We start from the raw sequence: 23,139 nt of genomic DNA on the forward strand, positions 1-23,139 counted from the left end.
TGATTTTTCCTATTGAGCAAAAATAAGAAGTATATCTCATTTTTACTTTTTGAATTTTTTCAGTTTTTTGTCAAAAAGTAGTATTCCAGAAGTAACGCTCCTCTTCTATGAGGATGTATTCCTGATCAACCAACTCCCGAACTACTTTTAGCCTTGCCGAATCATTACCGATCGTCAACCCATCGACAAGGTCTTTCAAATCAAGAGGTTGTTCAAGCAGCAAAGTCTTTATCTCTAAGCGAAGTTTTTCCTCTACGCTTTCTTGATGCGTCCGCATTAAGCATAAATCACATTCTCCACAAGTCTCGTCTGTCTGTTCTCCGAAATAAGCCTGCAAAGCAATACTCCGGCAATACTTCTCATCCAGGTAATGATAGACCGCCTTAAGCTGCGTTTCTTTGACTTCCTTACGTTCCTCGATAAATTGTGTATCAATAAATAAGTTCTTGTAATCTACCCGCCCTTGCAGGAATTCCAGCTGAGGCGCATCTGTTTGCGGTAGATAAGATGCTAGCTCCTGCTTCATCAGCCCAGTCAACATTTCCACAACTACATCTCTTGGCAATTTTAACCGCTTGGCCAACTCAAATTCATTAATTGGAATATAATAATCAAAAGCACCTCCATAACTGCGTAGAATCAATTTGATTAATGGATCATATTTCACAGACTGCACCTGAAACTTGTATAACTCCTGAAAATCCACCTCAAACTTAAACCTTGAGGGTATAAACACAGCCTCTGACAGGGAAATCCAACCATCCCGTTCTAAGAATTTCAAGGCACTTTGTGTAGGCAGGATTTCTAACTGATAGCGTTTCGTAAAATCCACTAAATCAAAATCAAAAACCAACCCCTTACCCGCACCATAAGCAATCTGATAATAATTACCTAAATGATGATACACTTGCTGAATAAATTTCACCGACGGAAAACTGTTCTGGAAATTCTCCCATAGACGCTCCCGATCGGCCTGCTGATACATCAATACTGGAAAAGCTTTCTTTCCATCCCGCCCGGCCCGTCCAGCCTCCTGATAATATGCTTCAAGAGAATCGGGAACATCAAGATGCAACACAAAACGCACGTCCGGCTTATCAATCCCCATCCCGAAAGCATTGGTCGCGACCATCACCCGCATCTTATTCGTCGTCCAGTTATCCTGCTTCCACGAACGTGTTTGCGCATCCAGTCCAGCATGGTAATAATCCGCTGAAACACCATGGTTCATTAAGTACTGCGCAACTTCCTGGGTTTCTCGCCGATTGCGAACATAAAGCACCCCTGAACCACCCAACTTATGGATCATCCGCAACATACGGCCAGATTTATCCGATTCATCAAGCGCCATATAAGCAAGATTCTGTCTTCGGAAACTTTTCCGGAACACATTTTTAGCTTTAAACTCCAGCTTTTCCTGAATATCATCTACAACTTTGGAAGTAGCGGTCGCTGTAAGGGCGAGAAAAGGAACTTCTGGGTGTAATTCCCTCAATTTAGCTAATTGCAGATAAGACGGACGAAAATCATAGCCCCATTGCGAAATACAATGCGCTTCGTCAATGGCAAACAGATTGACTTTCATATAGCGGATACGCTCCTGTACCAAATCGCTATACAAGCGCTCAGGCGATAGGTAAAGGAACTTTATCTTTCCGTAGACACAGTTATCCAAGGCAATATCCACCTCCCTCTTTGACATACCGGAGAAGATAGCAATAGCCTCTATCTCCCGCTTTCGCAATTGCTCCACTTGATCCTTCATCAGCGCGATCAAGGGACTCACTACAATACAGATACCTTCCATTTGCAAAGCCGGGACTTGAAAACAAATAGACTTTCCTCCACCAGTCGGCATGAGTGCCAAGGTATCACGCTGCTGTAAAACCGAAGCAATAATATCGTCCTGCAACTCCCGAAATGCCTCGTAGCCCCAGTATTGCTTCAGTATGTCCAGACTTTTATTTTCCATTACCTTTCAGTAGCCCGATCAATTTTTCAGGGTCTTGCCTGCCATCCCAAAAACCCACAATGATAAGTCGTGTATTATCAAATTTGTACAATAGGCAATAATGCCCGAGAGAAGCTATTCGGACATCCTTAAAACTGGATTTCTTCCCTATTTCGGGATACACTTTTAATAACGATATCCTTTGATTTATTTTCCGATTTAGTTTTTTAGAATAGCTTGTACTACCATTTCGTTCATTCCAATAAGAGAATACATAGTTTCTCTGCTTAACAACCGTTTCTGTCCAGAATAATTTTAGTCGAGCCATTTTTTATCGGACTGTTCTAACTCATCCTCAGACACTATTCTTTCGTAGGTTATATCTTCCTCACTCATAAGCAACATTTCTGTCTGTTCAGAAGTCAACTGCACCTGATCCGCCGCTTCGGTGGCGATGAAGATATATTCAATAGCTTGCAATAACTCTTCATTTTTAGTGACAAGAATACGATCAATTAAGCTATGTTTTATATTATCCAGTGTATTCATAACAATGATGCCTTAGTTATACAAATATAAATTAAATCCAACAAAAACCATTCCGCCTACCTGCGTACTATGCTCATCTCTCCCAAACATACGCAAAATTATCTTTCAATATGTAATACGGAATTCCCAGTTCATTTGCCTGTTCCGTCAATTCGGTTAAACGACGATCTGAATTCGTGCCGTCGAAAATAAGGAAGCTATGCCCTACACTCTCCATCGGTGTAAAATTGCCATACCGCCATATAATCATATCCATATTTTGTAGTGATTCCGGATTACGTTGGGCATTTTCCAAGATACCTATACGTTTCCCCAATACTTCTACTTCCCTGTTTTGCTTGGAGCCAGAACCCAAATGTATATACTGCACATTTTCGGCTGACCTATATTGTTGCACATCTGCCAATACCTGAAATTGCAATTGTGCATGTTGCAACGAATCCAAAGAAGATAACAACAATACCTTTCCCTTGTCAAATACACCTATACTTATCTCCCTCTGCGTGTTGTAAAACTTGATACCCGAAAACGACCGCTTATCTATTGTTCGCCACGCAGAGGCACCAATCAGTAACAACATACACCCCAAACCAATAAACAAGGCTGACTTATTCCTGTAATTCCACAGAACAATAAGGCAGATTAAAACTAACGAGAAACTAACCAATTCCAACGGTCCAAAATCAATACCCTGCCAAACAGCATACGGCAGACCGTCTATAGCCTGCAATCCTGCAAAAGTCCAATTTATCAGCCAAGTTAACGCCTTCCCCAACCAAATATTCAGCATGCTCCATGGGCAACATGCCAACGCAACACCGACATACATTATCAAGGTAGAAGGTATGGCAATAAACAGATTTCCCAACAGGAAATAATTCGGGAATTGATGAAAATAGTACAATGCCAATGGTGCGGTGAACAATTGTGCAGCAACAGACACAAAAATAGATTGTAAGAACAGTCTTAGATACTTGTTCTGTACATCGACTGTATTATTCAACAGCGGATAAAGTGTAAACAGACCCAACATCGCCATATACGACAGCTGAAACCCCACATCCATCAGCATCTGTGGGGCGAACAAGAGAATAAAAAACGCCGAAGCGAATAAGGTGTTCAGATTATGCTGGTGCCGATTGGTCCAACTTGCCAGTACGAAAAAGGTAATCATAATCCCTGCCCGCAAAATAGCCGGAGCCATTCCGGTCAGCACCACATAGCTCCAAATAGCGACCAACGTAATACAAAACCGAAGGCTACGCCCCAAGGGCCAGCGATCCATAAACCGAAGCAGTACATGCAGCAAACCAAAAACAATACTCACATGAAGACCGGAAACACTCAATACATGAATAGTACCCGTATTGGTAAAAGCCTGTAGCACCTCTGAACGCATTTCCGTACGATAACCAAAAATCAGTGCCGTACTTATCTGAAACGCATATTCATCTTGTACATATCGACTGAATTTCTCCACCAACGACTCTCTAACCCTCAAAGCAAAAGCCACCACGGGATTACCTTTGCCTACCGCTAAGACCGACACCTCCTGCGCTGCAAGAAAAGCCTGCCGATATATGTTCTTATGGGCAAGATAGCGCTGATAATCAAATTGAGCAGGATTATAGGCCGGAGAAACAGGTCTACTTACATTGGGAAACTGCAACTTGTCTCCATAACTGAACAACTGTACTCCCACACTATCTTTCATCACCGTCATCATCAGCTTTCCTGTAACCCGTTGCTGTAGTCCTCCATCTTGCACGGCAATCACCTTTACCGGAAACCGTATCGTCTTCTCTTTTTCGATAGGTTCATCATCAATAATCCCAATAAGCATAATCGTTGTTGCATTTCCGAAGTAATTTTTCTGGTTCCAAGGTTGGTGTACAGCCATTACCAACACACCCAAAAGACCGATAAAAACATAACAAAGCGTAGGGGCGATACGCTGGGAAACACGAAGTCGCCAACGTTCTAACACCAAGAGAGCAATCAGCATCACACACAAAAGATACGGGATACCAAGCAATATCCAATGTGGCATAACCACAAACCTGCCGACAACAATCCCCAACAAAAGCAATAAGAGCAATTTTGCAAAAGGCATTCGCCTGCCCTCCAATAGCAATACAGGCTTCCTTACCATTGATACCGCATTTGAAGTTTAACCTCCGATCGGATATTTCCCTCGCTCTGTTCCAATCCCGTCCCTACGGTCTCCACACCCCTATATTTTGTCATCGCATACCTCGCCCAAATATCTGTCTTCCGCCCCAGTCTGTAACGGAGATTCAGATAGGTTCGCCAACCTTTACCATTATACAGCGGAAATGAGTTTGCATAAAGCACATCATTCTCAAAGGCATACAGCCGTGCATCATAAGAATCCGTATGAAAAAATGCCATGCGTGCATTTACCTGCAGTTTCCGCCATGTCGGACGCCAGAATACATCCTGATACACCAATCCTCCATACACGCTACCCGCCTCTTTTTCATATTGCACACCCTCTGTCCGTGTTCTGATCTCCCAAACATCCGATAGCTTATATTGAAAATGTAAACGCAGTTGGTTTTTGACAACTTCTGCTAAAAAGTGCTCCGGGGCTAAGCCTGTTAGGTTTTCTTCCTTCAACCGGTAACGATACCGCAAGGATAGATTGCCTTTCTTGTACCAAGTATAGGTCAATTGCGATAGGAAGTCCAGTCCTTCGCTTGGTGCATCGACCCGATACCGTAACCAAGGAAAACGAAATCGGTCGATATAGTTTACCCACTCTATTTTGCGGGAAGGATGATAAACAACACCAGCATAAACACCCTTTTCATTGGAAACAGCCGTCCCCTCGCTCAATGCCTGGGCAAAGAAAGCATGATAATCTTTCTGGTAATTTCTGTAATTGACAAATACCGAAAGTTTGGGGTGCAAACTGCCAATCACGCCGTTGTTAGTCGCCCAACCACCATCCATCTGCCATGCCGTTTCCCCATATAGGTACAGATTCCGCAATGTATACTGATAATTCAGTCCTATATTGCTCTGCTTGCTTCCTTGAAAAGCATACAAGTTCCGGAGCTGATCTGGAGGCGTTACCTCCCCATTGAACTGTGTATGCACAAAAGCCAGCCCCATCTTCAATCTATTCCAACGATATGTTACATCCAGCCCTGCCGTTTTCTGGATAATAGCCTTCCTATAAGCTTGTTCTGTCGGTGTGCGATGCAATCCTGTTGCCGAAATCGTTCCAATGATATTACCCACTTCGGTGGAAGTAAGATCTCCTGTTAAATGGCGATACGAAATAAAAGGCGTCCATTCCCATCGTCCCCGCTGCAAACGAGCACCAACACCACGCAGAAAATTGTGTTCATTCATGGAAGAATAGCTCTTCAATCCTATACCCTGCCGGGCACTGCTATTAACCATTGCTCCTTTCCCAAAGCTTAATCCATTCCACAACAATAGCCCCTGCCCGACCTGCAGGGCGTAGTCGCCAATTACCAACTCCCGCACGATGCCCAGATCCTTTACCGAAAAACTTAGTCCATAATGGTCAAAACCGTAGCGCTGTTTTTCTTTGAAGAAAGGCTCGCCGGCATCCTTCTCCATATTAATCGCTAAGCGGATGGTGTTCTGATAGTTTAGTCGATAGCGAACCATATAGCGGTTCGGGTCGCCCAAATAACGTGAACGGGTATCATCCGTAATGTGGTATCCGTTTTGTTTCTGCAGAATGCGTCCATAGCGCAGCATGACATGCTGCTCACTATCTTTCCATAGCCCTCCGAAAGAGAAATTGTCCAAAGCAGAACCAATTTCTACCTTGACAAAAGACTGTAGCTGTTCGATAGTCTGCAAATCAAAACCATCAATTCCCTGCAATTCCAAAATAGAAAGAAATCGCCCTGTCATCTCCCGATGATGCAAAAGGTTTGCAATCTGCAAAGGAGAAAGAAAGATTAATTCGGACAGCGTAGCTTCATCCGCTGTATTGAGGTCGATAGGATGCTTCCTATAATAACGTAACCTTTCCGTGAATTCGCTGATGTCAAAGTTTTCCTCCAATTCTTCCACCAATTGGTCAATAATCAGATCTTCCACTCCCGTTTCTTCTTCGGTCTGTGCTAATGTTGGAAGCGCCAAGCATAGCAAACAACCCAAAAGCCATCCATATAGTCCTTTAAAATGCATAGCGAACGGATAATTGGGGGGATGTTCCCAGTTTAGAATGAAAAGAGGAAGCAAAATCAAATTGCCAATCTTTGGCTACAAATCCAGCGCCTGCGGTATATTGTACTGGTGTGGAAGTAGCTCCTCCCCTCAGCACAAAACGCGTATCAAAAGCATAAGACAATCCGCCTCTATATACCAACCGATGCGGAAATTCTTTCAGTACGTCTCCCCCCAAAGTAAGCTCTTCTGAAAGGTAATAGCACAGTCCAAGTCCGAGTTCTCTTGCAATCCGCTGGTCTAAGGTGGTGGGGAAAGCACTTTGGGAAATGTTACGAAAAAACGCTCCTATATGGAAACGCTCAGACCAGAGATATTGCACACCCAAATCAGCAGAAAAGGCTTTGGACGTATGGTAATTGGTTACTTGATACTGGTGATAGTTCGCTGTAATGGAGGTCAGAAATTGTGATCCGAAAGCCCTGGCATAGGTTAATCCTCCGCGAAGAAAACTGGATACACCAAAAATACCGTAATTGGTTAAAGATAAACCAATAGCACCTTGGCTTTTCAAAGGAATCCCCAATAAAATGGCCTGACTGGCAATATCTGTCTTCACAAAATGTTGTTGGTAAGATACAGCCACTTCTGTTCGCCTGAGTTGCGCGATACCACTGGTATTGGCACTCAGCGAATAGATTCCCTTTTGTGCTAAAGCTGTCTTACCTGCTCCTAGAAATGGCGCTGGAGAAAATTCTTGGGCAGACAACTTGAGGGATATTAAGGTTAGTAGTAATATCCATCTAATCATATTTTACAATTGTGAGATAAAAATAACTAATAATAAACACCAAAACAAATGAAAATTTAACATTTACAGGAACGTAGGGAGATTCCACAGAAAAAACCTATAAGGCTTTCGAAAACTCTATAGGCTTGGTTTGTTGTTCAAGGATTTTCTCACAACCTCAAGGCTCTAATCCTTCACGGTGTCGTGATTCTGCTTTCCGCCTCTTTATCACGTGTACATACCTTGAAGGAATTAGCGTCATTGAAAAACACATCGTGGTCGCTGAACGACAGACTAAATTGCTTGAAAAGATTCTTTCAATATTCGAAAAAACGGCCGATTGCTTATCTCTGGAACTAACCGCACCCCTTGATAAACCATTAATCGATAAAAATCAGGTCATGGACTACCTGAAGATCTCGGATGCTGCCTATCGATGGTCTATCAGAAGCGGAAGACTTTCGTTGATGGGTTTTGATCAAATCGATTGGTACAGAAAACGGGATGCAAGCAGCGTATTGGAAAAGAACCAGAGGAAAGGGAGGCAATAATCCATCAAACAACGTTGTTTTGACGATATACAAGCAAAGAACACGTGTATGCGGTGTAAGCATGAGCCTGCTCAAGAATGTGTTGCGCAGGTTCGGTTACATCTTGCGTACATACAAAACGCCATTGACCAGTCTTGGTATAGCTTTGCGTGTACGCAAGATTTAATAGCACTCCCTCAATCCGTCGCCGAGTGTGTGCAATACGAAAAGGCATACATGCCGCATCGTACGGAGTATGCTCAAGATGTACATGTATAGCAGAATATACACATTGCGTATGCTCAATGTCTCTTTGTATGTAATCAATGCCTCTTTGCGTATGCTCAATAAGCAAATGTATACACGCAATGTCTCAATGTATGTTGTCGTTGTTTACATGTATACCCTCAAAATGGAGGGTTAGACGATCTCCTCATCTTGGACTAATTGGAGTTATTATTCTGAGGCCTACCACTGCATCTCATCTCAGGCGATGGAAGAATCTGAAAAATTATATAGTTTACTTTGTTAACAGGAGGACAAAAGAAAAAATAGAAATTTAAACAGATTCTTACGCTGTTATTTTTCTCTTCCAGTCACAGGGAGTTTTTACAGAAAAAACCTATAAGGTTTCGAAAACCTTATAGGTTTGATTGGGTAAAAAAATTTTAAACCACTCCTCATAAGAGCACGTTTTGTCTCCTCTCCTATGGCAATTATCGTCAGGTATACAGCCGAAATAGACTTAAAGAATTAAGAAATATGCCCAAATAAATACTTAAAATTTACGAAAACTAATCTAAATTAAAACAGGCGTGTCTCCTATCCTGAAGCACGCCTATTTTTCATCAACTTATTTTTCCTTACCTCTTCACCCAGCGGTTAAGCGCATTATGCTCGCCTTCGATAACAATCTTGAAGGCTTGCTCTTGTGCAAACGCTTCGGGAAGTTCAACTTCTACTTTACGTTTAGCCAAATCCACTTCAGCAATCAGTGCATATTCATCTGCGTTGCCGGGTCCGGACTTATTAAAGTTATCTGTCGGTGTTACGTATATTTTGACTTTTCCTTCTCTGCTAAAAGGTGTCCAGGTAATCGTCAACTTATTGTTCTCCAATTTAGCCGTGGGGTCAGCTATGGATACATCTCCAATAAAAGGCACACCATCTAATTCATATCGCTGTATTGTAGGAATACTTACCCCCAAATGGCGAGCCATGGAAGGTAGAATATCTACTATAGCGGGGGTATGGGCATGAAAGTGCTGATTCAGATTTTTAGCATTGGTTGCAATCCAGATTCCTCTTTCTCGCTCAGATTGCCCGCCATGTGAGAATCCAGTAGCGACATCCCTGCCATGATCCGTAATAACAATAAACATCCACTCCTCATTATGATATTGCTCCCTATAGCGAATAGCAGCATATAGTTCTCCAACCTGTCTATCCGCTTTTGCTATCGCATCTACCATACCTTCCCCATCTCCATAACGATGTCCCGCATCATCAGTATATTGTAAATATACCTAGCTAAAATTTGGTGCATCGGCACGCAGGCTTTGCGAAGCTTGCTTGACCACTTCCTCATCAATTTTATTGATATAAATCGATTCCATGTCATGCGGAAAACGTACCGTGTCATGCTCATATCCATCAAAATGGTAATCCATTTTCAATTTACCAGTTTGATCCAATCCTTCACCGAGTAATTTGGTGCGATTGTCCAACCATGTGGAGTAAATACCTACCTTACTTTCCGGTTTTGTCGCTTTAAGAAAACGAAACATCGTCCAATAGTTATAATTTGGATTCTCCAAACCATTCCCCCATACGTTATGTTTGTTGCCCCAAGTGCCGGTCATCATGCTGGTATAACAAACTGCGGATATTGTCGGTGTTTCAGAATAACCGCCACGTTCTCCTCCCATATAAGCCCGGGTATAGCCCCCATCTTTACTGACAGCATCGATAAACGGTGTATGTACCCGCTCAATCATATCCGCAGGAATTCCATCGACGATAATGACAATTGCTTTTTTTGTTTTCGCTGATTGTGCGGAAACGTTCTGGGCAGCTACAGCCAACAACAATATGCCAAGAAATCTCCCCATAGACCCAATCTTTTTAATCTTCATCTTAATGATTATCTATAATATTATTAAAACTATGTTTTTCTAGTTTAGCATGCAAAAAACATAAACAAAAAACGGGAAGCTAATTAGCTTCCCGTCTTCTATTCTATTTACATCTCCTTATCCGTTGGACAATGCCGCCGCACCGGATACGATTTCTGTCAATTCGGTTGTAATTGCCGCTTGACGCGCTTGGTTATAGGACAGTTTCAATGATTTTAATAAATCACCCGCATTTTCAGTCGCTTTATCCATTGCTGTCATACGCGCACCATGCTCAGATGCATTAGAATCCAACACAGCTTTATACAATTGTATTTTAATCGCTTTCGGAATCAATTCCTCAATGATCTTTTCTTTCGAAGGCTCAATGATATAATCTACCTCTGCAGTGTTTTGCTGTTCGGCTTTTTCCTCTGGCAACAAAGGAAGAATCTGTTCGGCAGTTAAAATCTGCATCGCAGCATTACGGAACTGGTTATACACTACTTCCACGCGATCAATATTCCCTTCCTTGAACTCTTCCATGATGTATTCTGTTACTTTGGATACATTTAAGAAGTTCAGATCGCTATACAAGTCATGGTTCTCACCAATTACGTTATATCCACGTTTCGAGAAGAAATCATGCCCACGTTTACCGATACCAATAATGCTTACATTACCTTGCGCATATTGTTCTGCGTATTTATTCGCGATTAATTGCGAAGCAGTCTTGATAGCATTGGCATTAAAAGCTCCAGCCAAACCTCTATTTGAAGTCAATACAACCACCAATACCTTCGTAGGAATGCGGTCTTGTGTATATGGAGAATCATTACCTTCAACAGAAGCAGAAACTTGTGCCAAGATATCCCTAAGTTTATTGGCATAAGGACGCAATTGCACAATCGCATTAGTTGCACGTTTTAACTTCGCCGCAGCTACCATCTTCATCGCTTTGGTAATCTGTTGCGTGGAGGTCACCGAGGTAATCCGGTTTCTAACTTCTTTTAAATTTGCCATTCTTCTTTATAGTAGTGTGTATTGAGTAGTGAGTAGTGAGATAATTCTCATCGTACTCAATACTCAATACTTTGTACTGAATACTATCTAATATTTTGCTGCTAATTCCTTAGCTACTTTATCCAATACGTCAGTCAATTCGTCTGTATATTTACCTGCTTTCAAAGCTGCCAACACTTCTGGATGACGTTGCTCCAATTGCGTTAAGTATTCCTCTTCAAACTGACGCACTTTATTTACAGGCACTGAACGGAACAGACCTTTAGTACCAGCATAGATAATCGCAACTTGCTTCTCTACAGACACAGGTGAGTACTGTCCTTGTTTCAAGATTTCCACGTTACGTACACCTTTGTCCAATACAGCTTTAGTAGCCGCATCCAAATCCGAACCGAATTTAGCGAAAGCTTCCAGTTCGCGGTACTGTGCTTGGTCAAGTTTTAAGGTTCCTGATACTTTCTTCATGGATTTGATCTGCGCATTACCTCCTACACGAGATACAGAAATACCTACGTTGATTGCTGGGCGGATACCTGCGTTGAACAAATTGGATTCCAAGAAAATCTGACCATCTGTGATGGAGATTACGTTTGTAGGAATATAAGCAGAAACGTCACCCGCTTGTGTCTCGATAATAGGAAGAGCGGTCAATGAACCACCACCTTTTACCAAGTGCTTGATAGAGGCAGGAAGGTCGTTCATATTACGTGCGATATCATCTGAAGAGTTGATCTTCGCAGCTCTTTCCAATAAACGAGAGTGTAGGTAGAATACGTCTCCAGGATAAGCTTCGCGGCCCGGTGGACGACGCAACAACAAAGATACTTCACGGTAAGCTACTGCTTGTTTTGATAAGTCATCATACACAATCAATGCTGGACGACCGGTATCACGGAAGAACTCTCCGATAGCAGCACCTGCCATTGGTGCGTAGAACTGCATAGGAGCTGGATCAGAAGCTGATGCGGCAACAACTACTGTATACGCCATAGCTCCTTTTTCTTCCAATACACGTACAATGTTCGCTACTGTAGAGTTCTTTTGGCCTACAGCAACATATATACAGAATACAGGCTGCCCTGCATCGTAAAATTCTTTTTGGTTCAAGATAGTATCGATACATACCGCAGTCTTACCAGTCTGGCGGTCACCGATAACCAACTCACGCTGACCACGACCTACTGGAATCATCGCGTCAATCGCTTTGATACCTGTTTGCAACGGCTCAGTTACAGGTTGACGGTAAATAACCCCTGGAGCTTTACGCTCAATAGGCATCTCATATGTTTCACCCGTGATAGGTCCTTTACCATCGATAGGCTGACCTAATGTATTTACCACACGACCTAACATACCCTCACCTACTTTTATAGATGCGATACGGTTAGTACGTTTTACCGTGTCACCTTCTTTAATTTCATCAGATGCTCCCAAAAGAACGACACCCACGTTGTCTTCTTCCAAGTTCAACACGATACCTTCTAATCCGTTATCAAATTCAACCAATTCGCCGGACTGAACTTTAGTTAAGCCGTAAATACGAGCAATACCGTCACCAATAGTCAGTACGGTACCCACTTCCTCGAGCTCGGCTTCTGATTTAAAGCCTGACAATTGCTGTCTTAGAATTGCCGAAACTTCATCTGGTCTTACCTCTATCATTGTAATTATTATAAGGGGTTTTTGATTTTATTACTATTCCTGATCAAGAACTATACGCCTTGATTAACAAAATGTTTCTCCAATTTGTTCAACTTGCCTGCAATACTTGCATCGACCTGTCTGTCACCCACACGCACCACGAATCCGCCTATCAATGTTGGATTCACAATATTCTTTAAAACGACTTCAGCTTTGATTTCTGCAGCAATTTGCTTCTGCAACGCAGTTTGGTTAGCCTCAGAAAGTGGAGCGGCTGAAGTAACGGTAGCATGTACAATACCTTTTACTTCGTTATATTCCCGAACAAATTCTTGCGCAATATCCAAAAGGATGGCCGCACGACCTTTGTTTACCAGAATTGTAAAAAAAGACACAATTACCGGGCTGATCTTACCATTAAACAAAGCGTTCAGCACTTGATTCTTTTTATCACCACTGATAATAGGGTTTTTAAGAACAGCTAATAATTGTGAGTTAGATTTCAACACAACAATCACCGCTTCTATATCCTGCTTAACCGCTTCTAAAGAGTTTTGCTCCTGCGCTAGGTCAATCAGTGATTTTGCGTATCTCGATGCGACTGTAAAAATGGACATTGTATTAAATTATCTTCGATGAGCTTGCTAAAGCTCGGTTAAAAAAGTAAAAAGTAAAAATTTCCTCGTAGGGGCAAAAAATGTTTTGCTCCTACTAATTCAATTTAACATCTTTCAACAAATCGCTAACGAAAGCTTCTTGTTTACCTTTGTCTTCAAATTCCTTTGTTAAGACTTTACGTGCAATATCCAAAGATAAGGAAGAAACTTGATTTTTAACCTCAGCTAAAGCTTTGTTTTTCTGTTCTTCAATTTCAATCTTCGCTTGTTCCAAGATTCTCTTGCTCGACTCTTGCGCTTCCGCTTTAGCTTCGCTCACGATCTTATCTTTCAATGATTTCGCCTCTTTCAAGATTTCGTCGCGCTCAGCACGAGCCTCTTTCAACAATTGCTCGTTCTCATTGGTCAAGCGCGCCATCTCTAATTTAGCTTTCTCAGCTGCTTGTAAAGCATCGGAAATACCTCTCTCACGATCTTCTAACGCGCTCACGATAGGTTTCCAAGCAAATTTACCAAGAATGATGATGACGATAACCAATATAATAAGTTGCCAAAAGAACAACCCGTACGAAAACTGATCTAATAGTTTTTCCATTATCTATGCTATAATAATTTTACGTTATTGCTTTTTTAAAAGCACTAATGGCAACCAACCGTTGATCCATTAGTGCTTCAGTTTCACTTATTGGTGATTATTTACCTAAGATTAAAGCACCGAATGCCAAACCTTCTACCAAGGCACCAATAATGATCATTGCAGTTTGGATCTTACCTGCTGCTTCTGGTTGACGTGCGATAGCTTCCATTGCAGAACCACCGATTTTACCTAAACCTAAACCTGCACCGATTACGATCAAGCCTGCTCCAATTAAATTGTACATGATATTTATTTTATATAATTAAACAATAATTCTTAGTGATGCGGATGTTCCTCTACGGCCATACCAATGAACAATGAAGATAACATGGTAAAGATAAAGGCCTGCAAGAAAGCAACCAATAGTTCCAAAAAGAACAAAATCAATGATAAAGCTAGTGACACACCGATACTTCCCGGAACAGTCAACTGATTCTGGAACAAATACACAATGGCAATAAGTCCCATTACAACCGAGTGACCAGCCGTAATGTTAGCGAACAAACGCAACATCAACGAGAAAGGCTTGGTAAACATGCCCAACACCTCGATTGGCGCGAGCACAAATTTGAATGGCACAGGTACACCCGGCATCCAGAAAATATGTTTCCAATAATCTTTATTCGCTTTGATATTTGTAATCAAGAATGTTAAAATAGCCAAACAGAATGTTACAGTGATATTACCTGTCACATTGAAGCCAAGTGGGGTCATACCCAGAAGGTTCAAAATCCAAATCAAGAAAAACACCGATAATAGGTATGGCATGAATTCTCTGTAACGGTGACCGATGTTAGGAATTGCCATTTCATCACGAACATACAATACCAATGGTTCTAAGAAGCGACCTGCACCTTTAGGCAGATTGCCAGAACCTTTTTTGTATGTCTTCGCTAATGAAGTAAAGGCAACAAACATAATCAAAGCTGCAAGCATTAATCCAACAACATTTTTAGTGATGGAGAAATCCAAAGGTTTTGCATTGGTTGGGTGGTGCTTATCATCATAATCCAACACGCCATCAGCACCTGTTTTGTAAATCTTACCATGGTACAATTTGTAATATTGCCCATCCTTTTCTACAACTTGTTTCCCATGGTCAAACTCTCCCGAAGAAAACACTTTCAAACCGCCATCAATCAAGATAACGGGCAATGGAAACCCATAAACTTTGCCTGCCTCGCTATCTGCAAAAAGAGAGAAATAATAGTCATCTTCCAAGTGATGGGCAATGTATTCATTGATTTCATCAGCTTGAGACTTCTCTCCTATCGTGTCCTCTGCAGCTTTTGTTACCACAGGCGCTACTGCAAAAAACAGTGCCGTAAAATATAAAAGTGCTCTTTTAAGACTCACCATATTGATTATGTAGATTGTATTAAAATTTGCGCAAAAATACAATTTTATTTGGCATTAATTCATATTTCCTTAAACTTTTTTTAACTTTTTGAACACTCATTTTTCTGCTGTTGTTGTATCCTGATTTACAAGCACGTACGCAACGTATACATCAAAAAACAGAAAGAGGAAAAACACCGTCAAAAAGTTATACTCTAAGAAGTCATTTTCCAAGAGGCCAAAGCCGTGGCGAATGAATAAATAGCCGGTCAGAGCCTTCAACACAAAACCAGCCAAAAATGCAAAAGCCACATAAGTAGGCATAGCATACTTCACCCCGCATAACAGCAAAACAACCAACAAGGAAGCAACGCCAAAAAACGTATATAATCCAGATAAAGTATAACCCGTCTGCTCCCAATAGACCTGCACATCCAATTTAGTCAATACAAGAGTATGCCCAGCATACCCCAATACAGCAACACCAACCAAAAGCAACAAAAACTTCAGGTAATTATTCATCCTTATTCAAATAGTTAACTTGTCTAATAAATTGATACATAGAGACTACAACCCCTAACATCGTCAGTCCTTTCATCCACCACTCGCCTTCCACTTCATATTTCCCATCCAGCCAACTGCCAACCCAATAAAAAAGATAAATGGTCACCCCCATCTGTATAGGCATACTGGCAAACACCAGCCATCGGTTTTTCTTATTATTGGGTTTGTTTTCGCTCATGGTCTTCTGTGGTCAAAGATAGTATTTTTATGCATTCCTTAAGTACAATCTTGCTTATCAAGCATTCTCTACTTCCAAGACCCTTTGCCCAAGCTTGATTTCCGGATAGGAGTAATCATCACCCAGTATCATCTTCATTTCCGAAGAAGACTTTCCGTCATGCTTGCGTAGCACCGCCAGCATGTGCTCCAGCTTATCCTTATCCATCAGCTCTTCGGCTTCTATATCCGTGCCAACAAAATTAATCAAGTGACCATAAATCGTACCTTCCACCATGCCCCTTTTCAGGGCAATATCCGCTACCGTCAACCCATCTAGAAACATATCCAATGAAATTTGTTTTGTGTCTTTCACCACATCATCATCTTCCTGCTTCACTGAGGTATCTTTACTACGTTCAGTGCGACTCATGTTATCCACCATCTGCGAAAGATCTCCTTCCTGTGTGAGAATATCGGCAATAGTCAGACAATGTGCCAACTGTTCTTTTTTACGTCGGAAATCCAGTAACATCGATTTCAGTTCCTCTACATATCTCTTCGTCCGTTTTTTAATCTTCCAGGCATCAATATGCGCTTGCGTGGGCAACAAGACACCCTCATCAAACTTTGGCAAGAACCAAGCTACGGCGGATTTACTACGTTCACAGATTTTACTATAGTCTAACTGCGCTTTGTCACTCAACATACTGTAAAGCTGCGTAATGAATTTATTCGCAACTTTCTCCTGCTCTTTCAGCTGTTGTATCAATGACTCAAAATAAGTCAAGGCTTCAGGCTTACCTTCGACATTTCGGTCTGCAAGCGATTTCTGGAGCTCTTCCGCTGTCTCCACCAGACCATTCCATCGGAAACTCTGCAACAAAATCTGTCCCAGATAGTTTCGTTGGCAAACCTCCAACATTTTGTTCACTTCCTCCTCAGCCATCATACGCTGCATAAAATTAACCACCTGTCCATCTGTACGGATAGCATGCATCGGAATCTTGGATTTCAGTACCAAACCGTCCAAACCCGTCATCCGGCTTAACGCCACGTAGACCTGTCCTGCGGCAAAGGATGTCCCGGCATCAATAACAGCTTTATCAAACGTCAAACCTTGGCTCTTATGGATAGTTATTGCCCATGCCAACCGCAACGGAAATTGGGAAAAAGTACCCAACACCTCTTCTTCAATTCTATCCTCTCCTTTATCGTATTTATAGCGGATGTTCTCCCAAGTTTCACGACGAACCACCACATCCTCCGAACCATCATTAAACCCAACGACTACCTGATGTTTATCCAGCAACAATTCTTTCACCACACCTATTTTACCGTTAAAGTACTTCCGATCTTCTCCGGTATCGTTCTTGATAAACATAACCTGCGCCCCGATCTTCAAAGCGAGCAACTCTTCTGCAGGATAAGCTCCCTGACTAAACTCATCCTTTACAACAGCACGCACCTGATACATTTTACCCGACAACTTCGCCAACTCTTGCTGATTGATCTGGTCGGCCAATTTATTGTGCGAGGTCAAAGTAATATACTGCTCCCCTTCTTGTGGAGAAAACTCGGGATTATAATGCTCATGTAATTTATCCAGGTCGGACGTTGCACATTGATTGTTACGGATATTGTTCAAAAGGTCAATAAATCCTGAATCACTTTGCCGATAAATTTTATTCAGCTCCAGCATCACTGGAGGATTTTCACGCAGCACTTTTGCATCAAAAAAGAAAGCGCTGGAATAATGGTCGCGAAGCACCTGCCATTCGTGATCACGCACTACCGGCGGCAATTGGTACAGATCCCCGATAAACAGCATCTGCAAACCTCCAAACGGCCGCGCATCCCGACGAACGGATTTCAAAATCACATCAATCGCATCCAACGTATCAGCCCGTACCATCGAGACTTCATCTATCACCAACAATTCCAACTCCTGCAATAACGCACGGCGTTGCTTGGTCAGCTTAATTGTCGAAAAAAGCCGGCTTTTATTATAGATATGTCCATCCTGCTCGTTCCATTGCAACGGATAATCCTCAATAAAAGTTCCAAAAGGCAGCCAAAACAAAGCATGTAGGGTCGTTCCTCCGGCATTCATTGCCGCCACGCCCGTAGGGGCTGTGATCGCCATTTTTTTATAGGAATTCTCCCGGATATATTTCAGAAATGTGGTTTTCCCCGTCCCAGCCTTTCCTGTCAAAAACAAAGGTTGATTGGTTTGATTAACAAAAGAAACCGCTTGAATAAAAGCCTTATTTTGCTCATCAAATTTTATTGCTGTCATGGATATTTATTTAGAAAATCTTCGCTGAACCTCAAAAGTAAGAAAAATATATGGGGCTATCAATTGAAGGTAAATCTGTATGGTGTAAAAAGAAACTTTTGAAGTCAACAGATGCAATTGCTTTTTTCATTAAAAACTTCTACCTTCACGTAAAAAAAGAAAAATGGCACAGTATATTGATAAAGGCGAATTATTTAGCCAAATAGAAGAAAGATTAAAAAACGAAGGCTTTGGCATCGATAACATTGACCAAACAAGACCTTGGGGTGGTTTTTTCGTTATCAACGAAGATCAAGCACAAAAATTTGCAGACCAATATTTTGATGGTTTAGATGTACAGGAATTAAGAATTTCAGGGAAATTGAGCCCAAAAATCTTAATCGTTGCACCTCAGAAACGCCTATCTTGGCAGTACCACCATCGCCGTGCAGAAATATGGCGTGTAGTACAGGGAGAAGTTGGCGTCGTTACTTCCAATACCGATGAAGAAAACGAATTAAAACGCCTAACCGAGGGCGAGTTCATCCGCCTATCCCAGGGCGAACGCCACCGTTTAATTGGCTTAGAAGGTTATGGGGTCATTGCTGAAATTTGGCAGCACACGGATGCTTCGAACCCTTCTGATGAAAGTGATATCGTACGTGTACAAGACGATTTTGGTAGATAAAAGGGGGAAAGCTCGCGATAATCGCGAGCTTTTCATCTTATTTACCTCCAAATATTCCCTTAATTGAATCCCAGAGACCCGGCTTAGCCATCGAAACACCCAAGCCGTATGCACTTTTCCCTACAGCAGCATATTTCTCTCGAAGATCTGCTACTTCCGCAACCGGCACTTCTACATTACAAAGCGGAATAAATTCAATATCGGCCGTAGCTCCATATTTATCCACCTTTTTCTTGAGACTATATTTGAAATGCTGATAATCCAAATTGAGTTGCTTATTGGTATACTCGTCATCCATCTTGATCGGCTTATCCGTACGGATGGTCACCCGATACTTTTCTGAATCAAACACCTGCCAATGCGTAATGTCTTTATGGACATAATCTTTCAAATGCTGTTTTACGATATTCGAATCATAGAATTTCAAATACTTATGTCCCCCGGTGCCTACATAATAAGGAGAATCGACAGAAGCCTTATACTCCGTGACAACAATATTGTTTACCTTATCATCTTCTACAATATTCATTTCCGCATTTTTGAACAATTGCCGCTTATCACTACTATTTTCACCTTCAACCATATCCAAACATGCGAATGCAAAATTGTTCATGTTATCGACAATCGCTTTCTTATTGGTGTTCTTAAAATACCGACGTGTAGAATTAGCTCTTCCATAGCGATATGTTGTTTTAACGGTGATATACCCCACATTCTCTTTTACATCCAACAAAATATCATCATAAATTGCAAAATCCGGATAGGTAAAACTTTCTCTTTGCTGTAAAGTAGCCTGAGGTTTAATAGGCAGGTAATTCAGGAAGCTGATAAAAGAACGATTGCCTAAAGTGCCATATTCATCCCGATAGGTTGCATCTTCAAAATAAGAATTTCCATTATGATTAATTTTCAAGATCACATGATTGAAGTTGAACAATGAAGGCAAATAATAATTTAGGTAAAAGTCTGCATTGTAATTGACCAATATAATCTCCGAATCTACCCCCAGATAATCCAACACACACTTCATCAACACCGTCTTTGCCTTGCAATCACCTTGCTTAAACTCAAAAGTCACCCAAGGGTCTTGTGGCCGGTGCCCATGCATCTCTTCCTCGTTATAGATATAACGCACATTGTTCTGCACATACTCAATACCGAAAGCTATCTTAGTCTCCAACTCCTCAAGAGCATCCAACTTCTGCACGAGATCTGCAGCATATTCCGCCAACGGTTTCGTGCTGACAGCCGTCTGATAATACGGATGGACAAAATCCACAAGCTCCTCATAAGAATGAGCTGTTGCAAAATCTATAAATGGATACACTTCCCGGTTAACGTCCACACCATTATTAAAGTTCTCCAACTTCATGCTGTAACACTCACCAGGTGCTAATGTTCCCGTCTCATCTGGCTGCAGATTACCCTCCTCATCCCGAAAAAACATCTTTTTATACGATATTGGCTTAGTCCGTTGATTAACAAAATCAAATTCATAACTGCCATACGCCCAATACACATCTGGACTGAACCACATATATTTAATCAGTTCTTTGCGCAGGAAATCCTTCTCTGTAAAAGTCAGCACACGTGTATCCTCCACTATCAAAATATCATGCAACCGCACATCTTTGATCGTAATATTTACCTTCTTGGAGCTGTTGATTACACCGTCTATACTTTGATTTTCATTATCTAATACCTTAAATTTTGTATCTGCTAATTTATCCAACAATACCCCATCTCGCAGAACAGCAATACGATGAAAAACAATACGCTCCGATGTATAAAGTACATATTCATTAACAGAAGCAAACTCCAAAGTGCCCGGTTGCTGCACAGAATAAGCCATACAATTATATTCGGCATTCTGCGTATCATCCGTATATTCAATCTTTCTCAGAAAATAGCAGAAATCTTTACCATCATCATACTGCTGTTGAGAAAAATCGCTCTCTTTAATCTTTTCTAAAATATCTTCATCTGACAACTGTGGTGCCCAAGCGGCCGGCGCTTCAATACTATATTTATTCTCTATTTCTTCCATAAATATTAAAATTACGCTTTTGGCTAAAAATAAGGATTTAATAAGTATCATGCAAGACGATATATCATGAGAAATTCTCAAAAACATGGTATAGCTATTGTCTTTTCTCTCATCCGTACTTTTTTTCATATTTTTGTTAGCAAAGTAAAACTGAGAATAACCATATGACTACATATAACGAAGACAGCATACGGTCGCTGGATTGGAAAGAACATATTCGACTGCGTCCGGGGATGTACATTGGGAAGCTGGGCGATGGCTCTGCCTACGATGATGGGATATATGTCCTGCTGAAAGAAGTTGTAGACAACTCCATTGACGAATTTGTTATGGGTGCCGGTAAAACTATCGACATTACCGTACACGACAATAAAGTATCCGTGCGGGATTATGGTCGTGGTATTCCAATTGGCTCCGTAGTAGATGTGGTCTCCAAAATCAATACGGGCGGTAAGTATGACAGTAAAGCTTTCCAAAAATCGGTAGGGTTAAATGGGGTCGGTACCAAAGCCGTCAACGCGCTGTCCAATCAATTTACAGTTCAATCCTATCGCCAAGGTGTTACCCGTATTGCACAATTCAGCCGTGGGGAACTAACCAGCGACGAACAGAAAGAAACAACCCAGCGAAACGGTACAGCAACCAGCTTCTACCCAGACGATACAATCTTCAGAAACTACAAGTTTCGTATGGAATTTGTAGAGAATATGATGTGGAATTACGTTTTCCTTAATTCCGGTCTGACCATCAATTTCAACGGTCAAAAGTTCATATCAGAAAATGGACTAAAGGATCTTTTGGAGCGTAATATCGATACCGAATCCATGCGCTACCCAATTATCCATCTTCGTGGAGAGGATATTGAGATTGCGCTGACCCATGGTCAACAATATGGCGAGGAATACTATTCCTTTGTCAATGGTCAGCACACAACACAAGGTGGTACGCACCAAGCCGCGTTCCGTGAGGCCGTCGTAAAAACCATTCGGGAGTTTTACAAAAAAGAATTTGACGCGTCCGATGTTCGTGCATCCGTTATTGGGGCAATTGCCATCAAAGTGCAGGAACCTGTTTTCGAATCGCAGACCAAAACCAAATTAGGTTCACAGAGCATTGGTCCAGAAGGACCCACCGTAAGGACTTTCATCAATGATTTTGTCAAAAAAGCATTAGACGATTATTTACATAAAAATGCTGACACAGCAGATGCACTGTTAAAACGCATCCTACAATCCGAACGCGAACGCAAAGACATCGCCGGCATCAAAAAACTAGCAAACGAACGCGCTAAAAAGGCATCTTTACACAACAGGAAATTGCGTGACTGTAAGTTGCACTTTAGTGACAAGCATGAACGCAATCAGGAAACCACGCTCTTCATTACGGAGGGTGATTCTGCGAGTGGTTCCATCACCAAATCCCGTGATGTACAAACGCAAGCTGTCTTCAGTTTAAAGGGAAAGCCTTTGAATTCCTTCGGCATGTCTAAAAAGATTGTCTACGAAAACGAAGAGTTTAACCTCCTGCAACACGCATTGAATATTGAAGATAGTCTGGACGGATTACGCTACAACAATATCGTGATTGCTACCGATGCCGATGTAGATGGTATGCACATCCGCCTATTGTTGTTAACTTTTTTCCTACAATTCTTCCCAGACTTAGTAAAGGCAGGACATGTTTCTATTCTCCAAACACCACTTTTCCGCGTGCGGAATAAGAAAGAGACCATCTATTGCTATTCCGATGAAGAGCGTCAACGTGCCATCGCCAAATTAGGCGGTAAACCGGAAATAACACGGTTTAAAGGATTGGGTGAAATATCACCTTCTGAGTTTGGTTTGTTCATCGGTAAGGATATGCGCTTAGATCCGGTCATTCTTTCTAAAGAAAACCGATTGCCTCAGCTGTTAGAATATTACATGGGCAAGAACACTCCTGATCGACAGAAACATATTGTAGAGAATTTACGCGTTGAAGTAGATTTGGAAGAAGAGCTTGCTAAAGCTGCGGCAATAGCTGTATAAGAGAGTATTTTAA

General features: G+C 41.6%; 20 protein-coding genes and 1 pseudogene. 3 read left to right on the plus strand and 18 right to left on the minus strand.

The window, feature by feature from the left end; genetic code table 11:
- Window positions 1–70 precede the first annotated feature (70 nt).
- The 6 genes from BM375_RS14500 to BM375_RS14525 form a co-directional block, all read right to left on the minus strand.
- Window positions 71–1,972, minus strand: a complete 1,902-nt coding sequence (locus BM375_RS14500; RefSeq protein WP_093367104.1) for a RecQ family ATP-dependent DNA helicase — start codon at window positions 1,970–1,972, stop codon at window positions 71–73.
- Entirely contained in the window at window positions 1,962–2,279 is a 318-nt protein-coding gene (locus BM375_RS14505; protein ID WP_093367105.1) for a type II toxin-antitoxin system RelE/ParE family toxin, read from the minus strand. The genes BM375_RS14500 and BM375_RS14505 overlap by 11 nt, the downstream gene beginning before the upstream one ends.
- Window positions 2,267–2,500 (minus strand): hypothetical protein, encoded by a 234-nt coding sequence (locus tag BM375_RS14510; protein ID WP_093367106.1) that lies wholly within the window; start codon window positions 2,498–2,500, stop codon window positions 2,267–2,269. The genes BM375_RS14505 and BM375_RS14510 overlap by 13 nt, the downstream gene beginning before the upstream one ends.
- A gap of 73 nt (window positions 2,501–2,573) precedes the next feature.
- Entirely contained in the window at window positions 2,574–4,652 is a 2,079-nt protein-coding gene (locus tag BM375_RS14515) for a ComEC/Rec2 family competence protein (RefSeq protein ID WP_093367108.1), read from the minus strand.
- Entirely contained in the window at window positions 4,646–6,697 is a 2,052-nt protein-coding gene (locus tag BM375_RS14520) for a helix-hairpin-helix domain-containing protein (protein ID WP_093367109.1), read from the minus strand. The genes BM375_RS14515 and BM375_RS14520 overlap by 7 nt, the downstream gene beginning before the upstream one ends.
- Window positions 6,687–7,487, minus strand: coding sequence for a hypothetical protein (locus tag BM375_RS14525; protein ID WP_093367110.1), 801 nt, complete (start codon window positions 7,485–7,487; stop codon window positions 6,687–6,689). The genes BM375_RS14520 and BM375_RS14525 overlap by 11 nt, the downstream gene beginning before the upstream one ends.
- A gap of 483 nt (window positions 7,488–7,970) precedes the next feature.
- Here BM375_RS14525 and BM375_RS17045 point away from each other — a divergent pair, with 483 nt between their 5' ends.
- Window positions 7,971–8,183, plus strand: a complete 213-nt coding sequence (locus BM375_RS17045; RefSeq protein WP_139227611.1) for a hypothetical protein — start codon at window positions 7,971–7,973, stop codon at window positions 8,181–8,183.
- A gap of 676 nt (window positions 8,184–8,859) precedes the next feature.
- Here BM375_RS17045 and BM375_RS17365 read toward each other — a convergent pair.
- From BM375_RS17365 to BM375_RS17625, 11 genes and pseudogenes are all read right to left on the minus strand, one after another.
- A pseudogene (locus tag BM375_RS17365) lies at window positions 8,860–9,510 on the minus strand (alkaline phosphatase family protein); the annotation flags it as partial.
- Between the two features lie 12 nt (window positions 9,511–9,522).
- On the minus strand, window positions 9,523–10,107 hold the full coding sequence (locus tag BM375_RS17370; RefSeq protein WP_212611691.1) for an alkaline phosphatase family protein: 585 nt from the start codon (window positions 10,105–10,107) through the stop codon (window positions 9,523–9,525).
- Window positions 10,108–10,248: 141 nt separating this feature from the next.
- Window positions 10,249–11,133 (minus strand): ATP synthase F1 subunit gamma, encoded by an 885-nt coding sequence (atpG, locus tag BM375_RS14545; RefSeq protein WP_093367114.1) that lies wholly within the window; start codon window positions 11,131–11,133, stop codon window positions 10,249–10,251.
- Between the two features lie 87 nt (window positions 11,134–11,220).
- Entirely contained in the window at window positions 11,221–12,795 is a 1,575-nt protein-coding gene (gene atpA / locus BM375_RS14550) for a F0F1 ATP synthase subunit alpha (protein WP_093367116.1), read from the minus strand.
- Window positions 12,796–12,845: 50 nt separating this feature from the next.
- Entirely contained in the window at window positions 12,846–13,391 is a 546-nt protein-coding gene (locus BM375_RS14555; protein WP_093367117.1) for a F0F1 ATP synthase subunit delta, read from the minus strand.
- 94 nt (window positions 13,392–13,485) lie between these two features.
- A complete protein-coding gene (locus tag BM375_RS14560; protein WP_093367118.1) occupies window positions 13,486–13,986 on the minus strand; it encodes a F0F1 ATP synthase subunit B in 501 nt (166 codons plus the stop codon).
- Window positions 13,987–14,083: 97 nt separating this feature from the next.
- On the minus strand, window positions 14,084–14,272 hold the full coding sequence (gene atpE / locus BM375_RS14565; protein ID WP_039053475.1) for an ATP synthase F0 subunit C: 189 nt from the start codon (window positions 14,270–14,272) through the stop codon (window positions 14,084–14,086).
- Window positions 14,273–14,304: 32 nt separating this feature from the next.
- Window positions 14,305–15,387, minus strand: coding sequence for a F0F1 ATP synthase subunit A (gene atpB, locus BM375_RS14570; RefSeq protein WP_093367120.1), 1,083 nt, complete (start codon window positions 15,385–15,387; stop codon window positions 14,305–14,307).
- A gap of 96 nt (window positions 15,388–15,483) precedes the next feature.
- Window positions 15,484–15,888: a hypothetical protein gene (locus tag BM375_RS14575; protein ID WP_093367121.1), complete on the minus strand. Its 405-nt coding sequence runs from the start codon at window positions 15,886–15,888 to the stop codon at window positions 15,484–15,486.
- The gene (locus BM375_RS14580; protein WP_093367122.1) at window positions 15,881–16,108 is read right to left on the minus strand and encodes an AtpZ/AtpI family protein; all 228 of its coding nucleotides are present in this window, start codon (window positions 16,106–16,108) and stop codon (window positions 15,881–15,883) included. Before BM375_RS14580 ends, BM375_RS14575 begins: the two co-directional genes overlap by 8 nt.
- A 57-nt stretch (window positions 16,109–16,165) precedes the next feature.
- Complete coding sequence (locus BM375_RS17625) at window positions 16,166–18,385, minus strand: helix-turn-helix domain-containing protein (protein ID WP_093367123.1); 2,220 nt, start codon at window positions 18,383–18,385, stop codon at window positions 16,166–16,168.
- A 163-nt stretch (window positions 18,386–18,548) separates the two neighbouring features.
- On the opposite strand from BM375_RS17625, the gene BM375_RS14590 reads away from it, so the two are divergent.
- Window positions 18,549–19,052, plus strand: a complete 504-nt coding sequence (locus BM375_RS14590) for a cupin domain-containing protein (RefSeq protein ID WP_093367124.1) — start codon at window positions 18,549–18,551, stop codon at window positions 19,050–19,052.
- A gap of 37 nt (window positions 19,053–19,089) precedes the next feature.
- On the opposite strand, the gene BM375_RS14595 is transcribed toward BM375_RS14590, so the two are convergent.
- Complete coding sequence (locus BM375_RS14595) at window positions 19,090–21,099, minus strand: transglutaminase-like domain-containing protein (protein WP_139227613.1); 2,010 nt, start codon at window positions 21,097–21,099, stop codon at window positions 19,090–19,092.
- Between the two features lie 164 nt (window positions 21,100–21,263).
- Here BM375_RS14595 and BM375_RS14600 point away from each other — a divergent pair, with 164 nt between their 5' ends.
- Window positions 21,264–23,126 carry a DNA topoisomerase IV subunit B gene (locus BM375_RS14600; RefSeq protein WP_093367127.1) on the plus strand — a complete coding sequence of 621 codons (1,863 nt, stop codon included), beginning with the start codon at window positions 21,264–21,266 and terminating at the stop codon, window positions 23,124–23,126.
- Window positions 23,127–23,139: the final 13 nt, after the last annotated feature.

Origin of the sequence: Sphingobacterium wenxiniae (assembly GCF_900116225.1) — a bacterium.
Taxonomy (GTDB): domain Bacteria; phylum Bacteroidota; class Bacteroidia; order Sphingobacteriales; family Sphingobacteriaceae; genus Sphingobacterium; species Sphingobacterium wenxiniae.

Bases quoted from the DNA above. Each gene is read 5' to 3' on its own strand.
- BM375_RS14505 (WP_093367105.1), bottom strand. From the start codon at position 2,279: ATGGCTCGACTAAAATTATTCTGGACAGAAACGGTTGTTAAGCAGAGA.
- atpE (WP_039053475.1), bottom strand. From the start codon at position 14,272: ATGTACAATTTAATTGGAGCAGGCTTGATCGTAATCGGTGCAGGTTTA.
- BM375_RS14555 (WP_093367117.1), bottom strand. From the start codon at position 13,391: ATGTCCATTTTTACAGTCGCATCGAGATACGCAAAATCACTGATTGAC.
- BM375_RS14595 (WP_139227613.1), bottom strand. From the start codon at position 21,099: ATGGAAGAAATAGAGAATAAATATAGTATTGAAGCGCCGGCCGCTTGG.
- BM375_RS14525 (WP_093367110.1), bottom strand. From the start codon at position 7,487: ATGATTAGATGGATATTACTACTAACCTTAATATCCCTCAAGTTGTCT.
- BM375_RS14600 (WP_093367127.1), top strand. From the start codon at position 21,264: ATGACTACATATAACGAAGACAGCATACGGTCGCTGGATTGGAAAGAA.
- BM375_RS17370 (WP_212611691.1), bottom strand. From the start codon at position 10,107: ATGGGGAGATTTCTTGGCATATTGTTGTTGGCTGTAGCTGCCCAGAAC.
- BM375_RS14590 (WP_093367124.1), top strand. From the start codon at position 18,549: ATGGCACAGTATATTGATAAAGGCGAATTATTTAGCCAAATAGAAGAA.
- BM375_RS14515 (WP_093367108.1), bottom strand. From the start codon at position 4,652: ATGGTAAGGAAGCCTGTATTGCTATTGGAGGGCAGGCGAATGCCTTTT.
- BM375_RS14560 (WP_093367118.1), bottom strand. From the start codon at position 13,986: ATGGAAAAACTATTAGATCAGTTTTCGTACGGGTTGTTCTTTTGGCAA.
- BM375_RS14580 (WP_093367122.1), bottom strand. From the start codon at position 16,108: ATGAGCGAAAACAAACCCAATAATAAGAAAAACCGATGGCTGGTGTTT.
- BM375_RS17045 (WP_139227611.1), top strand. From the start codon at position 7,971: ATGCAAGCAGCGTATTGGAAAAGAACCAGAGGAAAGGGAGGCAATAAT.
- atpB (WP_093367120.1), bottom strand. From the start codon at position 15,387: ATGGTGAGTCTTAAAAGAGCACTTTTATATTTTACGGCACTGTTTTTT.
- BM375_RS14500 (WP_093367104.1), bottom strand. From the start codon at position 1,972: ATGGAAAATAAAAGTCTGGACATACTGAAGCAATACTGGGGCTACGAG.
- BM375_RS14520 (WP_093367109.1), bottom strand. From the start codon at position 6,697: ATGCATTTTAAAGGACTATATGGATGGCTTTTGGGTTGTTTGCTATGC.
- BM375_RS14575 (WP_093367121.1), bottom strand. From the start codon at position 15,888: ATGAATAATTACCTGAAGTTTTTGTTGCTTTTGGTTGGTGTTGCTGTA.
- atpA (WP_093367116.1), bottom strand. From the start codon at position 12,795: ATGATAGAGGTAAGACCAGATGAAGTTTCGGCAATTCTAAGACAGCAA.
- atpG (WP_093367114.1), bottom strand. From the start codon at position 11,133: ATGGCAAATTTAAAAGAAGTTAGAAACCGGATTACCTCGGTGACCTCC.
- BM375_RS14510 (WP_093367106.1), bottom strand. From the start codon at position 2,500: ATGAATACACTGGATAATATAAAACATAGCTTAATTGATCGTATTCTT.
- BM375_RS17625 (WP_093367123.1), bottom strand. From the start codon at position 18,385: ATGACAGCAATAAAATTTGATGAGCAAAATAAGGCTTTTATTCAAGCG.